This window comes from Microbacterium trichothecenolyticum (assembly GCF_041938625.1).
Taxonomy (GTDB): Bacteria; Actinomycetota; Actinomycetes; order Actinomycetales; family Microbacteriaceae; genus Microbacterium; species Microbacterium trichothecenolyticum_D.
On sequence record NZ_CP169427.1, the window covers coordinates 3,440,376 to 3,454,084 of the forward strand.

Annotated in this window: 17 protein-coding genes; 6 read left to right on the forward strand and 11 right to left on the reverse strand. The window is 72.6% G+C overall.

What is annotated here, in order from left to right:
- Positions 1-15: 15 nt before the first annotated feature.
- From ACEYYH_RS15975 to ACEYYH_RS16000, 6 genes are all read right to left on the reverse strand, one after another.
- A complete protein-coding gene (locus ACEYYH_RS15975; protein ID WP_374975308.1) occupies positions 16-627 on the reverse strand; it encodes a GNAT family N-acetyltransferase in 612 nt (203 codons plus the stop codon).
- A gap of 9 nt (positions 628-636) precedes the next feature.
- On the reverse strand, positions 637-1,737 hold the full coding sequence (locus tag ACEYYH_RS15980) for a sulfate/molybdate ABC transporter ATP-binding protein (RefSeq protein ID WP_374975309.1): 1,101 nt from the start codon (positions 1,735-1,737) through the stop codon (positions 637-639).
- Positions 1,734-2,564 carry an ABC transporter permease gene (locus ACEYYH_RS15985; RefSeq protein ID WP_374975310.1) on the reverse strand — a complete coding sequence of 277 codons (831 nt, stop codon included), beginning with the start codon at positions 2,562-2,564 and terminating at the stop codon, positions 1,734-1,736. Before ACEYYH_RS15985 ends, ACEYYH_RS15980 begins: the two co-directional genes overlap by 4 nt.
- Complete coding sequence (gene modA / locus ACEYYH_RS15990) at positions 2,561-3,367, reverse strand: molybdate ABC transporter substrate-binding protein (RefSeq protein ID WP_374975311.1); 807 nt, start codon at positions 3,365-3,367, stop codon at positions 2,561-2,563. The genes ACEYYH_RS15985 and modA overlap by 4 nt, the downstream gene beginning before the upstream one ends.
- Position 3,368: 1 nt before the next feature.
- The gene (locus ACEYYH_RS15995) at positions 3,369-3,761 is read right to left on the reverse strand and encodes a molybdopterin-binding protein (protein WP_374975312.1); all 393 of its coding nucleotides are present in this window, start codon (positions 3,759-3,761) and stop codon (positions 3,369-3,371) included.
- 61 nt (positions 3,762-3,822) lie between these two features.
- Positions 3,823-4,650 carry a hypothetical protein gene (locus ACEYYH_RS16000; protein ID WP_374975313.1) on the reverse strand — a complete coding sequence of 276 codons (828 nt, stop codon included), beginning with the start codon at positions 4,648-4,650 and terminating at the stop codon, positions 3,823-3,825.
- A gap of 185 nt (positions 4,651-4,835) precedes the next feature.
- Here ACEYYH_RS16000 and ACEYYH_RS16005 point away from each other — a divergent pair, with 185 nt between their 5' ends.
- The 6 genes from ACEYYH_RS16005 to ACEYYH_RS16030 are packed head-to-tail and all read left to right on the forward strand — an operon-like array spanning position 4,836 to position 8,829.
- Positions 4,836-5,972, forward strand: a complete 1,137-nt coding sequence (locus tag ACEYYH_RS16005; RefSeq protein WP_374975314.1) for a ThiF family adenylyltransferase — start codon at positions 4,836-4,838, stop codon at positions 5,970-5,972.
- Positions 5,969-7,213, forward strand: a complete 1,245-nt coding sequence (gene glp, locus ACEYYH_RS16010; RefSeq protein WP_374975315.1) for a gephyrin-like molybdotransferase Glp — start codon at positions 5,969-5,971, stop codon at positions 7,211-7,213. Before ACEYYH_RS16005 ends, glp begins: the two co-directional genes overlap by 4 nt.
- Complete coding sequence (gene moaC / locus ACEYYH_RS16015; RefSeq protein ID WP_374975316.1) at positions 7,210-7,701, forward strand: cyclic pyranopterin monophosphate synthase MoaC; 492 nt, start codon at positions 7,210-7,212, stop codon at positions 7,699-7,701. The genes glp and moaC overlap by 4 nt, the downstream gene beginning before the upstream one ends.
- On the forward strand, positions 7,698-8,330 hold the full coding sequence (locus ACEYYH_RS16020) for a molybdenum cofactor guanylyltransferase (protein WP_374975317.1): 633 nt from the start codon (positions 7,698-7,700) through the stop codon (positions 8,328-8,330). The genes moaC and ACEYYH_RS16020 overlap by 4 nt, the downstream gene beginning before the upstream one ends.
- Positions 8,327-8,596 carry a DUF6457 domain-containing protein gene (locus ACEYYH_RS16025; protein ID WP_045300304.1) on the forward strand — a complete coding sequence of 90 codons (270 nt, stop codon included), beginning with the start codon at positions 8,327-8,329 and terminating at the stop codon, positions 8,594-8,596. The genes ACEYYH_RS16020 and ACEYYH_RS16025 overlap by 4 nt, the downstream gene beginning before the upstream one ends.
- Positions 8,596-8,829, forward strand: a complete 234-nt coding sequence (locus ACEYYH_RS16030; protein WP_374975318.1) for a MoaD/ThiS family protein — start codon at positions 8,596-8,598, stop codon at positions 8,827-8,829. The genes ACEYYH_RS16025 and ACEYYH_RS16030 overlap by 1 nt, the downstream gene beginning before the upstream one ends.
- Before the next feature lie 98 nt (positions 8,830-8,927).
- Here ACEYYH_RS16030 and ACEYYH_RS16035 read toward each other — a convergent pair whose 3' ends face one another.
- Genes ACEYYH_RS16035 through ACEYYH_RS16055 form a run of 5 tightly spaced genes read right to left on the reverse strand, consistent with a single transcriptional unit; the run spans position 8,928 to position 13,678 of the window.
- Complete coding sequence (locus ACEYYH_RS16035; RefSeq protein WP_374975319.1) at positions 8,928-9,368, reverse strand: molybdenum cofactor biosynthesis protein MoaE; 441 nt, start codon at positions 9,366-9,368, stop codon at positions 8,928-8,930.
- A complete protein-coding gene (locus ACEYYH_RS16040) occupies positions 9,368-9,847 on the reverse strand; it encodes a molybdenum cofactor biosynthesis protein B (protein WP_374975320.1) in 480 nt (159 codons plus the stop codon). Before ACEYYH_RS16040 ends, ACEYYH_RS16035 begins: the two co-directional genes overlap by 1 nt.
- A gap of 28 nt (positions 9,848-9,875) precedes the next feature.
- On the reverse strand, positions 9,876-12,389 hold the full coding sequence (locus tag ACEYYH_RS16045) for an FdhF/YdeP family oxidoreductase (RefSeq protein ID WP_374975321.1): 2,514 nt from the start codon (positions 12,387-12,389) through the stop codon (positions 9,876-9,878).
- Positions 12,390-12,434: 45 nt separating this feature from the next.
- On the reverse strand, positions 12,435-12,995 hold the full coding sequence (lepB, locus tag ACEYYH_RS16050) for a signal peptidase I (protein WP_374975322.1): 561 nt from the start codon (positions 12,993-12,995) through the stop codon (positions 12,435-12,437).
- On the reverse strand, positions 12,992-13,678 hold the full coding sequence (locus ACEYYH_RS16055; protein ID WP_374975323.1) for a DUF305 domain-containing protein: 687 nt from the start codon (positions 13,676-13,678) through the stop codon (positions 12,992-12,994). The genes lepB and ACEYYH_RS16055 overlap by 4 nt, the downstream gene beginning before the upstream one ends.
- Positions 13,679-13,709 lie beyond the last annotated feature (31 nt).

Genomic DNA, 13,709 nt, shown 5'->3' on the forward strand with positions numbered 1-13,709 from the left:
GCCCGAGAGCGTAAGTCAGAGGCGCGTCGCGAAGACCTGTGCCCCCTCCGACGACGGCAGCGGCTCGAACCCGACGCGCGGGTAGAACGCGATCGCGCCGGTGTTGTCGGACGACGCGACGAGGTGGAGGCCGGATACGCCGGCGTCGCGCAGGGCGTCCTCGAGCGTCTCGATGAGACGACGGCCGAGCCCTTGCCCCTGGGTCTCGGGCAGCAGGTCGATGTGCAGGTGCGCGGGGTACTCATCGCCGAACGGCTGTGCGCCGCCCCGACGCGCATACGCGTAGCGGAGGATGCCGTCCTGGCGCGAGACACTCACCGGCAGCGGGTCGCCCTGCGGCTTCGGCCAGCGTTCGGCGAACCGCGGCCACCACTCGGTCTGGAACCAGTCCTCGAACGCGGCCGAGTCCGGCGCGCCGACGACGTAGCCCACGACGCGGTGGTCGTCGGTCTCGACGACGAAGGCGAACTCGGGGTGACGCGCTGCATACGGGAGCACGAAGATCTCGGCCCAGAGATCGTCGTCGTCGAGCAGGCCGGTCGCGTCGGCGCCGGCATCCGCGGTCTTGAGGCAGATCTCGGCGAGGGCGGGCTCGTCACCCGGGCGGAAGGGGCGGATACGCATCACCGGCCGAGTCTACGGCCGCTCGCCGCCGGTCTCCACGAAGCGCACGTCGGCCGGGTCGACCCGCAGCGTGATCGGATCACCGGGTGCCAGCCCCGCCGCGCGGTCCGCGGCGACGTCCACGGCGACGTCCGGATCGGCGGTGCGCACCCGCACACCCGCGGGCGTCTGCTCGAGCCGCACGATCCGCGCGGCCCACTCCCCCGCACCGCGCGGCGGTCCGTCCATGACCCGGACATCGCTCGGCCGGAAGACGGCTGCGGGAGACGGATGCCGCGCCCCCGCCGACACCGGGAGCACGAGGTTCCCGGCACGCCAGGAGGCAGCATCCGTCCGCCCTTCCACACGATTGAGACCCGCCACCGCCGCGGCGAAGCGGGTCGCCGGAGACGCGAGGACTTCACGGACCGGGCCGGACTGCGTGACCTGGCCCCCCTCGAGCACCACGAGACGGCTCGCCAGCGCCACCGCGTCCACCGCGTCGTGGGTCGCCACGACCGCTGTCGTACCGGTGGCCGCGAGCTGCTGATGCAGAAGCGCCCGTACGTCGGCGGCGGTCTCGGTGTCGAGCGACGTCAGCGGCTCGTCGAGGAGGATCGCGGCGGGCGCCGTCGCGAGCGCACGCGCGAGCGCGACGCGCTGCTGCTGGCCCCCCGACAGCTGCGCGGGACGGCGCCCGCCGAGACCCTCCAGGCCGACGCGGCGGAGCCAGCCGACGGCTCCGTCCGCGGCGGCGCCTTTGGTCGCACCGTGCACGCGCAGCCCGAACGCGACGTTGTCGCGCGCGCTGAGGTGCGGGAACAGGCGCGGATCCTGACCGAGCAGCACCACCCCGCGCGACGCGGGCGGCGTGCGACAGGCCGGAGACGCGTCCAGCGCGCGCCCGTTCAATCGCACGTGTCCGTCGTCGAAGCCCGTAAGCCCCGCAAGCACCCCGAGCAGCGTCGACTTGCCGGCGCCGCTCGGTCCCATCAGGGCGACCACCGTTCCGGCGGGTACCTGCAGCGCGGCGTCGAGCGCGAATCCGCCGCGACGCACCACGACACGCGCGTCGAGCCCCGCTGCGGCGCCGGGCTCGGCATCCGTCCGCCCGCCCGCCGGCACCGCGCTCATCGCGGAGCCTCCGCCCGCCACGCGCGCACGAGCAGCAGAACCCCGACGGCGGTCACGAGCAGCAGCAGCGACAGCGCGACCGCCGTCCCCTGCGAGACGCCGGCGCCGTTGAACGCCGTGTAGATCGCGAGCGGCATGGTCTGCGTCACGCCCGGCGCGTTGCCCGCGAACAGGGCGGTCGCCCCGAACTCGCCGATCGCGCGCGCGAAGCAGAGCACTATGCCGGCGACGAGGCCCGGGGCGGCGAGCGGCAGCGTCACACGCGCGAGGATCGTCCAGCGCCCCGCGCCGAGGCCCGCGGCGGCCTGCTCGAACCGGACGCCGGTCGACCGCAGCGCTCCCTCGAGGGCGAGCACGAGGAACGGCAACGCGACGAAGGTCTGCGCCATCACGACCGCCGTCGTCGTGAACGGGATGCGGACACCCCACTCCGCGAGGATCCCGCCGAGCCAGCTGGTGCGGCCGAAGAGGAACAGCATCGCGACGCCGCCGACCATCGGCGGCAGCACCAGCGGCACCGTCACCAGGGCACGCAGCACGGCGGCCGTCCGCACGGTGCTGCGGGCGATGAGGAGCGCCAGCGGCACCCCGAGCACGACGCACACCGCCGTGGCCGCGGCGCCGGTCGCGAGCGAGAGCCCCAGGGCCGACAGCGCCTCGGGCGACGTGACGTCGCTCCACAGCGTCGTCCATTCGACCCGCAGCACGAGCGCGCCCAGCGGCAGCACGAGAAGAGCGAGCCCGATCACCGCCGGCACGGCGAGCACACGCGGCACGAATCCCGTGCGCTCGTCGCGCGCGGGCGCGTATGCCGCCTCGATCGTCACGGCGCCCCGAAGCCGAGGGCCGCGAGCACCTCCTGGCCCTCCTCGCCGTTCACGAACGCGACGAACGCATCGGCGGCCTCGGGGCTCGCGCCGGCGGACAGCGCCACGATCGGGTAGCGGTTGACGACATCCTCGGCTCCGTCGACCTCGATCGCCTCGACGTCGTCCGTGGTGGCAGCGTCGGTCACGTAGACGAGTCCCGCGTCCGCCTCGCCGGCCGCCACCTTCGTGAGCACCGCCGTCACGTTCTGCTCGTAGCTGTCGACGCTCGGCGTGACGCCCGCGTTCGACAGCAGCGTCGCCGCCGCCGCACCGCACGGCACCTCGGCCGCGCACAGCACGACGGTGAGGTCGGCGTTCGCGAGATCGTCGAGACTCTCGACACCGCCGGGGTTGCCCGTGGGCACGACCAGCCCGAGCGTGTTGCTGGCGAACAGCTGCGCGTCCGCCGCGAGCCCTTCGTCGACGACCTTCTGCATGTTCTTCTCGTCGGCCGACGCGAACACGTCGACGGGTGCCCCCTCGATGATCTGGGTCGCGAGCGTCGACGAGCCGTCGTACGTGATCGGCTGGACATCGACGGACGGATGCTGCGCCTCGAACTGCGTCGCCAGCTCGTCGAACGCCGCCTTGAGCGAGGCCGCCGCGTAGACGGTGAGTTCGCCGGTGAGTTCGGGCCCGGTCGTGCTCGTCGGCGCGCGGGTGGCCGCGGGATCCTGGTCCGCGCCGGTCGCGCAGCCGGTGAGCACAACGGCGAAGGAGGCGAGGACGACGGATGTGCGCAGGAGCGCGAAGCGCGGCATGTCAGCCCTTCGGGGCTTCGACGATGACGTTCGTGGCCTTGACCACGGCGACGGCGAGGGAGCCGGCCTCGAGCCCCAGCTCGTGCACCGCCTCGGACGACATGAGCGAGACCACCCGATGCGGGCCGGACTGGATGTCGACCTGTGCCATGATGCCGTCCACCTGCACGCGCGTGACGAGCCCGACGAAACGGTTGCGCGCGCTCGAGAGCACGTCGGCGGGATCCTTCGGCGTCGCCGCGAGCTCGACGGCGTGCGCGGCGAGCGCGTCTCCGGGGATCTCGATCGGCGACGCCCCGGTCGTGGGCAGAGCACCGGCATCCACCCACCGCCGGACGGTGTCGTCGCTCACGCCGAGCAGGCGCGCCGCCTCGGAGATCTTGTAGCTGGCCACGCCCTTCACGCTATCACCGCAGATGCGGAGTCAATGCCGATTCCTTCACCGCACCTGCGGGTTAACTGGCGGCCGGCGGGGCGTGAAGGAAGATCTCGACCGTGCCATCACGAAGATGGAAGCTGACGACGCTCCCTTCGGGCAGCCAGTCGGCGAAGCCGTCTCCGACCCACTGATGGAGAATCACCTCGACTCCGTGCGGGGCGCAGTCAAAGTCGAACCTTCCGCTGCCCGCGCTGTCCAACACGACGAGGCACGTCATGGGACGATCACTGTGCTCGATCGAGAACACGCCGATGTCGCGGTAAGGCTGGAACTGGCGGAGGGTATCGGGGTCAACGCTGACACCGGTGTTGTCGAGCACGCCCACGACGAGCGAGTTCGGCTCGGTCTGGTCGAGCTGCAGCGTGGCATCCGGGTGGGGCACGACAAGCCGCGCCGTTGCGTAGACGAGGGTCCCGACGACCAGGATCAACGCCGCGACGAACGGCAGGCGACTCCGCGCCTCGTTCGCCCGCAGCGACAACGACAGTGACCTCGAGGAGTCTTCGTTCGTCCTCCGGCCGGTCGCGCTCGACGGTTCCAGGGTGACCAGTGACTCTCCCACTGCCGTCCCCGCGATCGGAAACGAGGTCGACGGCGCGGTGCCCACAGGTGCAGCCGCACCCGTCACTGTGTCGTGCCCTTCGACCAGGGGAGCGACTCGCGCCGCTTCGAGCTCGATCAGCCTCGCCAGGGCAGCTGGATCGTCCTCGATGTCGGCGTCCGGGCCATAGGCTCGCGCGCGCAACTCGTCGAGTTCGCGGCCGATGCGCAGCGGCCGAGATTGTCGCCCCTGGGATTCGGGCTGCCCGGGGTCGGAGCCTGATCTTGCGGACGGTCCGTCCACACCGGCAACGTACACCCGCGACGCGGCGCCCCACAGTACCGCTCGAGCGAGCAAACCGGTCGCATGACGCCCGAGGACATCTGCGCGTACAGCAGCCGACAGCCATGATCCCGCGACGCCGCGAGGACTTTCGGCAGCTCCGCACGAACGACCTGCGCGCGCACGAGCGCGATTAGCCTGAGGGCATGCCCTTTCCTCCGCTCGTGGAGCCGGTCGACGAGCTGACCGACGCCGAACGCACGCGAACTGCCCGCCATCTGGTGCTCGCGGGTTTCGGCGAGATCGCCCAGCGCCGGCTCGCCGCCGCGCACGTCGCCGTCGTGGGTGCCGGCGGGCTCGGCTCCCCCGTCGTACTGGCCCTCGCGGCCGCGGGCGTCGGGATCATCACCGTGATCGACGACGACCTGGTCGAGGCATCCAATCTCCAGCGCCAGGTCATGCATCGCGTGAGCGATGTGGGCGCGGCGAAGGTCGACTCGGCGGTGCGCATCGCCGCCGACCTCTCCCCGACGACCGTGGTGCGGCCGGTGCAGGCGCAGCTCTCGCCCGACAACGCGGCGGAGCTCCTCGCCGGCGCTCACGTCGTGGTCGACGGCACCGACACGTTCGAGACCCGCGAGGCCGTCGCCGCGGCGTGCGAGCAGCTCGGCGTGCCGCTGGTATGGGGCGTGGTGCAGGAGTTCCACGCGCAGGCCACGGTCTTCTGGTCGGCGCCGCCCGCGGGCGTGACGGCCGTGCGGCTCGCGGACCTGTACCCGCCGGATGCCGCACGCGAGGTTCCCTCCTGCTCGCAAGTCGGCGTGCTCGGCGCACTGTGCCTGCAGGTCGGCTCGCTCCTCGCGACCGAGACCGTGAAGCTCATCACCGGTGTGGGCGAGCCGCTGCTCGGGCGGGTGCTCGTGATCGACGCGCTCCGCGGACGCACCGACGAGGTGCCGTTGCGGCCGGCAACGGATGGGACGGATGCTGCACCCCCCGCGCCCGCACCGCACGCCGCGGCGCCCCTCCCCCAGGCACCCGCGATCCCGCAGCTCTCCCCCGCGGAGGCGCTCGCCGCCCAGAGGGGCGGTGCCGTGTTGCTCGATGTGCGCGAGCCCTTCGAGACCGAGCGGGGCGTCATCCCCGGATCGGTGCTGCTCCCCCTCGGCGACGTGCTGGCCGATCCGACGCGTGTCGGGGCCCCTGCCGTCATCGTCGTCTGCCAGGTGGGCATGCGCGCGCAGCGGGCAGCGGTCACTCTGCGCGGTGCCGGGGTCGAGGCATCCGTCCTCGCCGGAGGCATCGACGCGTGGAACCGCGACATCCGGGCGGTGCACCAATGAGCGGACTGCGAACGGTCGAGGAGCACCTCGCCGACGTGCTGGCCGCCGCCCCCGCGCTTCCGGGCGAGCGGGTGTCCCTCGCCGAGGCCCACGGTCGCACGCTCCGCGAGCCGGTGCGGGCGGCCGTCGACATCCCCGTCTTCGACAACTCCGCGATGGACGGCTTCGCCGTGCGCTTCGCGGATGTGACGGATGCTGCCGCCGACGCCCCGCTGACCCTCCAGGTCGTCGCCGACCTGCCTGCCGGGACCGCCGCCGACCCGAACCTCGCACCAGGCGAGGCCGCACGCATCATGACGGGCTCGCCCGTGCCCTCCGACGCGGACGCCATCGTGCCGTTCGAAGACACCGCCGGCGGACTCGCGGACTCGCTCGGATCGATCTCGGTGCTGCGCGCCCCCCGCGCGCTCGGCGCGCACATCCGCCGTGCCGGCGAGGACGCCCGTGCGGGCGCCGAGGTGCTGACCGCCGGGGTCGTGCTCGGCCCCCTCCAGGTCGCGGCGGTCGCGGCATCCGGAGTCGCGGACGTCGTGGTCTCGCGGCGACCGCGCGTGGCCGTCATCTCGACCGGGAGTGAACTGGTCGAGCCGGGGGCGACGCTGCGGCGCGGCCAGATCCCCGAGTCGAACAGCGTGCTGCTGGCCGCACTCGCCGCCGAGGCGGGCGCCGAGGTCGTGCGTCGCACGAGCGTTCCCGACGAACCCGGCGACCTCGACGCGGTGCTCGCCGAGGTGACCGATCCACGGTCGGCGCAGCCGGCCGACGTCGTGGTCTTCTCGGGCGGCGTGAGCGCGGGCGCCTACGAGGTCGTGAAGACGACGCTCTCGCGCACGATGACGTTCTCGAAGGTCGCGATGCAGCCGGGAAAGCCGCAGGGTTTCGGCCGCCTCCCTTCGGGCGCGCTGTTGTTCGGACTGCCCGGCAACCCCGTCAGCGCCGCAGTGTCGTTCGAGGTGTTCGTGCGCCCCGCGCTGCTGCGCATGCAGCGTCGGCGTGTGCTGGATCACCCGGTGCTCACGCTGCCCGCTGCCACGGGCTGGCGCACGCCCCCGGGACGCCGTCAATACCTCCCCGTCACGATCGATCGCACCGATCCGCGGGCGTGGCGGGTGATCCCCGCGACGTCCGGCGGGTCTCACCTCGCCGGCGGCCTCGGCCGCGCCGAAGCGTACGCCGTCGTCCCGGCCGAGATCGACGCCGTCGCGGCCGGCGATCTCGTCGATGTCATGCTGATCACATGAGCACCGACCAGCCGACGTTCACGCACCTCGACGAGGCGGGCAACGCCCGCATGGTCGACGTGACCCTCAAGCAGCCGACGGTGCGCTCCGCCACCGCACGCGGCTTCGTCCGCTGCGCGCCGGACGTCGTCGCCGCGCTCCGCGACGGCTCCGTGCCCAAGGGCGACGTGCTCGCCGTCGCCCGCATCTCGGGCATCCAGGCCGCCAAGCGCACACCCGAACTGCTGCCCCTCGCTCACGTGATCGGCGTGCACGGCGCCACCGTCGACCTCGCAATCATCGACGACGGCGTCAGCATCGAGGCAACGGTCCGCACCGCCGACCGCACCGGCGTCGAGATGGAGGCGCTCACCGCGGTCTCGGTCGCCGCCCTCGCGGTCGTCGACATGGTGAAGGGCCTCGACAAGGGCACCTCGATCGAGAACGTGCGCATCGTGACGAAGACCGGCGGCAAGAGCGGCGACTGGCATCGCCCGGGCGAGGCATGACGCCCGCCCTGGTTCCCGGCGGCATCGGCGCCGTCCTCCTCGCCGGCGGCCGCGCCTCCCGCGTCGACGGCGCGACGAAGCCCCTGTTCGACGTCGGCGGACGCACCCTGCTGGCTGCGGCGGTGACCGCGGCGACGGATGCTGCCGCCCGGCCGATCACGGTGGTGGCACCCGTTCTCGACGAGGCGCTGCCGGTCGGGTGGGTGCGCGAAAACCCGCCGTTCACAGGTCCGGCGGCGGCCGTGGTCGCGGCCCTCGCCTCGTGGCCGGAGGAGGACGACCCGACCTGGACGCTCCTGCTCGCATGCGACCTCCCCGGCGTCGACGCTGCCGTGCGGCGGCTCGTCGTCGACATCATGCTCCTCCCCTCCGACACCGACGGACTCTGTCTCGCCGACGCGACGAGCCGGCCGCAGTGGCTGATCGGCGTGTACCGCACGCGCGCGCTGCGGGCCGCAGCATCCGTTCTCCCCGATGCCGGTCGTGACGCGCCCATGCGCGCTCTGCTCGACGATCTGGCGATCACGGTCGTCGTCGCGGGCGACGACCTGACCCGCGACGTCGACACGTGGGAGGATCTGGAGGAGGCCCGACGAAGGGCCGCGCACGCATCGGAGGAGCCGTCATGAGCGAGCAGTCCCGCACCCTTCCGCCTGAGGCCCTCGACGCGTGGGCCGACGCGCTGCGCGAGCGGTTCGGTCTCGCGCCCGAAGAGCTTCCCGTGGCGCTCATCCTCGACCTCGCACGCGATGTCGCGCTGGGTGTCGCACGCCCCGCGGCGCCCTTCAGCGCGTTCGCCGCCGGCCTTGTGGCGGGTCGCGCCGGCGGTTCGCCGGAAGACACCGCCGCCGCAGTCGCCGTCATCACCGCGATGGCGAACGAGTGGGAGGTCTGATGGCCGTCGTCCGCTACTTCGCCGCCGCGCAGGAGGCCACCGGCCTCGACACCGAGCGCCGTTACGAGGCCACGCTCGGCGCTCTGCGCGACGCCGTCTCTGCGGCCCACCCGGGCCTCGGCGGCATCCTCCCCCGTTGCGCCGTGCTCGTCGGCGGCTCCCGCGTCGCCGACGACACCCCCCTCGGCGCCGACGAACTCGTCGACGTGCTGCCGCCCTTCGCCGGGGGTTGATCCGGCACCGCATCGGAGATCCTCGGCGGCGAATGGATGCCGCGACCCGGCGCGGCGCGCAGAACCTCCGATTCTGTGCACGGCGTGGCGGGCTGTCGTCAGCCGCCGAGGCCGAGCCAGGTCGCGGTGCCGTCGGATTCGACCTGGCGCTTCCACACCGGAAGGTCGGTCTTGATCGACTCGATGAGCGTGCGGCAGACCTCGAACGCCTCCGCCCGGTGCGCGGAGGCCACCGCGATCACGACGGCCGCATCGCCGACGTGCAGCGTGCCGACGCGGTGCGACACCGCGACGAGCGCACCGGTGGACCCGGTGGCGGCCGACGCGAGCCGGGCGAGCGTCGACGCGGCGTCGGGGTGGGCGGAGTATTCGAGGGCCACGACGGCGGTGGCAGCATCCGGATCGTGATCGCGCACGCGCCCCACGAACGTGGTGACCGCGCCCATATGCGAGTCGTCGACGGCACGCAGGTGCGCGTCGAGATCGAGCGGCTCGGCGCTGATCGCCGCGACCCTCACGGCGTCGGTCGACACGGCCATCAGTGGTCGCTCCCGCCGAGCTGGTCGAGCACGTGCCGCGCGACCGAGACCACCACCGGCATACCGGATGCGACGCCCCCGGGCGATCCGGGAAGGTTCACGACGAGCACCCCGTGCGGGTCGACGACGCCGGCGAGGCCCCGCGTGAGCATGCCCGCGGGCTTCTCGGCGGCGCCGCGGCGACGCAGCTCCTCGGAGATGCCGGGGATCTGGCGCGTCACGACGCGCGCGGTGCCCTCGGGGGTCTGATCACGCGGCGAGACGCCCGTGCCGCCGGTCGTGACGATGAGCTTCACGCCCGCGACGACCTCCGCGGTGAGCGCGCGCTCGACGCTGTCGGCGCCATCGGGGACGACCACCGCGTCGGCGCAGTCGAAGCCGGCCTCGCGGAGGGCGGCGACGGCGATCGGCCCGCTCTCGTCCGTTCGCGAACCCGCGGACGACCGGTCCGACACGGTGACGACAGCGGCTCGGGTCATGCCCCCAGCCTAGGCGCGGACGCGTCGCTCATGCGCGCCGCTCGAGCCGCACGATCACCGACTTCGACGTCGGCGTACCCGAGACGTCGGCGACGGAGTCGAGCGGCACGAGCACGTTCGTCTCGGGATAGTAGGCGGCGGCGTTGCCCCGCGGTGTGCGGTACGCGAAGATGCGGAACTCCTCGGCCCGGCGCTCCTCGATCGTGCCGTCAGAACGCGTCCACTCCGACACGAGGTCGACCACATCGTTCTCCGCGAACCCGAGGGTCACGATGTCCTTCGCGTTCACGAGCACCACGCGGCGGCCGCCGTGGATGCCCCGGTACCGGTCGTCCTTGCCGTAGATCGTGGTGTTGTACTGGTCGTGCGAGCGGAGCGTCTGCAGCAGCAGCCGGCCCCGCGGGATCACCGGGTACTCGAGCGGGTTCACCGTGAACCTGGCCTTCCCGTCGACGGTCGCGAACCGGCGGGCGTCGCGGGGACCGTTCGGCAGGTGCAGCGTACGCCCCTTGTCGATGCGCTCCTCGTAGTCGTCGAAGCCTGGCACGACACGCTCGATGTGCGAGCGGATGAGCGCGTAATCGGCCTCGAGCGCCGCCCAGTCGGCGTGAGGGACATTGGACGGATGCTGCGCCCCGGCCGGATCCGGGCGCTCGGGTTCCGCGGCACCGTGCTCGGGAAGGCCGCGGTCGTCTTCGCCAGGGTCGGTCGCGAGGGCTGAGTCTCCGTCGCGCTCAGGACGTTTCGACTCTGCGCTTCGACTCGCAAGCTCGCTCAACGACCGCGTTCCTCGCTCGCTCGACGAGCGGGGGGAAGGGCTCGATGAGCCAGCGGCGAAGACGAGTGCGCTCAGCCGCGCGACGATGGCGACCTCGCTGAGCAGGTCCTCCGACGGCGGCGCGAGGCGGCCGCGCGAGGCGTGCACCGCGCCCATCGAGTCCTCGACCGTGACCCGCTGCTCCGCGCCGCCGCGGCGGTCGCGATCGGTGCGGCCGAGCGTCGGCAGAATGAGCGCGCGGCGCCCGGTGACGACGTGCGACCGGTTGAGCTTGGTCGAGACGTGGACGGTGAGCCCGACCCGCGCCATCCCGGCCTCGACGACCGCGGTGTCGGGGGTGGCCGATACGAAGTTGCCGCCCATGCTCATGAAGAAGCGCACCTGGCCGTCGCGCATCGCGCGGATCGCCTCGACCGTGTCGTACCCGTGCTCACGCGGCGCCGCGAACCCGAACTCGGCGTCGAGCGCGTCGAGGAACGCCGTCGACGGCTTCTCGTAGATGCCCACCGTGCGGTCGCCCTGCACGTTGGAGTGCCCGCGCACGGGGCACACGCCGGCGCCTGCGCGTCCGATGTTGCCCTGCAGCAGCAGCACGTTGACCACGTCCCGCAGCGTCGGCACGGAGTGCTTGTGCTGGGTCAGCCCCATCGCCCAGCACACGATGGTGGCTCTCGACGCGCGCACGGCTTCGCCGACCCGGCGCAGCGCCTTCTCGGGCAGCCCCGTGGCGACGACGAGGTCGCGCCACGCAGCATCCGTCATCGCCTGACGGTAGGCGTCGAAACCGCTGGTGTGCGCCGCGATGAACTCGTGGTCGAGCACGCCGCCGTCCTGTGCCTCCGCCTCGAGCAGGTGCTTGCCGATCGCCTGGAACAGCGCCTGGTCGCCGCCGAGCCGGATCTGCACGAACTCGTCGGCGAGCTTCGTGCCACCGAACGCCACGCCGCGCACCGTCTGCGGGTTCTCGAACCGCATGAGGCCCGCTTCAGGGAGCGGATTCACGGCGATGATCGTCGCGCCGCGCTGCTTCGCCTTCTCGAGGGCCGACAGCATGCGGGGGTGGTTCGTGCCGGGGTTCTGGCCGGCGACGATCAGCAGGTCGGCCTCGTGGATGTCTTCGATCGACACCGTCCCCTTGCCGATGCCGATCGTCTCGGTGAGCGCCGAGCCCGACGACTCGTGGCACATGTTCGAGCAGTCAGGGAGGTTGTTCGTGCCGATGCCCCGCACGAGCAGCTGGTAGAGGAACGCGGCCTCGTTCGAGGTGCGGCCCGACGTATAGAACACGGCCTCGTCGGGGTCGTCGAGGGCCGTGAGCTCGTCCGCGACGATGCGCAGCGCGTCGTCCCACGAGATCGGGCGGTAATGGGTCGCGCCCTCATCGAGCACCATGGGGTGCGTCAGCCGGCCCTGCTGCCCGAGCCACCAGTCGTCGTGGGCGCGCAACTCGTCGAGCGAGTGCGCCGCGAAGAAGTCCGGACCGACACGCCGGAGCGTCGCCTCCTCGGCGACCGCCTTCGCGCCGTTCTCGCAGAACTCGGCGATGTGGCGCTTGTCCTCCTCGGGCCATGCGCAGCCGGGACAGTCGAAGCCGTCCTTCTGGTTCACGCGCATCAGCGTCTGCACCGACCGCGCGACGCCCATCTGCTGGTTGGCGATCTCGAGCGCGTGCAGAACGGCCGGCACGCCCACCGCGACCTTCTTGGGTCGCGACGCGTGCACCCGCGTCTCGTCGATGTCCGCGGTCGGAGGCTTCGTCGCCATGTCTCCAGGCTATGCCTCGCGCGGGCGGCCGGGGTCGATGCGAGCTCAGCGGCCCCACCAGAGGCGCGCCGTCCCGCGGAGGTCGGCGAGCGGCACGGCGCCGTGGCCAGGCTCGGAGATCGAGAGGCGCGAGTCCGCGGAACTGGGCCGGTTGTCGCCCATGACCCATACGGCACCCTCGGGCACGGTGACGCGGAACGGGATGTCGCCGCCCGGCCGCGCCTCGCCGGCGTAGGCCTCGTCGAGGGGGACGTCGTTCACGACGAGGCGACCGCTGCCCGCCTCGCAGCAGACCACGACGTCTCCGCCGACGCCGACGACCCGCTTCACGAGGAGCGTATCGGGCGTGCCCGACCAGCCCGCGCGGTCGACGAGAAGAACGATGTCGCCGCGCGCGGGTGCGCTCCAGCGATCGAAGACGACCGTGGCGCCCGCGTGCAGGGTCGGGCTCATCGACTCGTTGCGCACGGTCGCGATGCCGAACGCCGCGGCGATCAGGACTGCGGCGATCACGGGGACGAGCACGGCCGCGATCGACACGAGCGTGCGGCGGCGTCGGCCGGCCGCCACGGCCGCCGGGCGGGAAGGCGCGGCGAGGACGGTCACGGCACCTCGGTGAGCAGTGCCGTCATCGCGGCGATCTCGCGCTCCTGCTCGATGAGCACGTGCTTGCCGGACGTGCGGACGAAGGCGTTCGACCCCTCGCGGACAGCGCTCTCGGCCATCTCCAGCGCACCCTCGTGGTGCGCGATCATCAGCTCGAGGAACATCCGGTCCGCCGCAGCACCCTCCGCCGCGTCCAGCGCGGCGAGCTGCTCGGCGGTCGCCATGCCCTTCATCTGGGTGTGCGCATGGTCGCCGCACCCCGTCGGGATCGCGCCGGCGACGGCCGGGGCGCCGCCGTGGCCCTGGTGGCCGGCCGCAGCGCTTCCGGCCGGAATGGCACCGCGCCACGCGGTCTGCCACGCGCGCATCGTGTCGATCTCGGCGCTCTGGTCGGCGACGATGAACTCGGCGAGCGCCCGGGTGCGCTCGCGCACTCCGGCGGCGCCGAGCACGAGACCGCTGAGCTCGAGAGCCTGCTCGTGGTGGGGGATCATGCCCTCGATGTAGCAGTGGTCTTCGAGTGTCGGGTAGGCGGCGGTCGCAGCATCCGTCATCGCTCCTGAAGCTGCCGCCTGCGGAGCCGAATCCTTCGGGGTCATCAGCCCGAGAGCGACCGCCGTGCCGCCGACGACCACGGTCGACAGCGCCAGCACGACGCCGAGCGCGGCGATGCGATTGCGCATCTGTTGTCCTTTCGGGTCGGATGCCGCGACC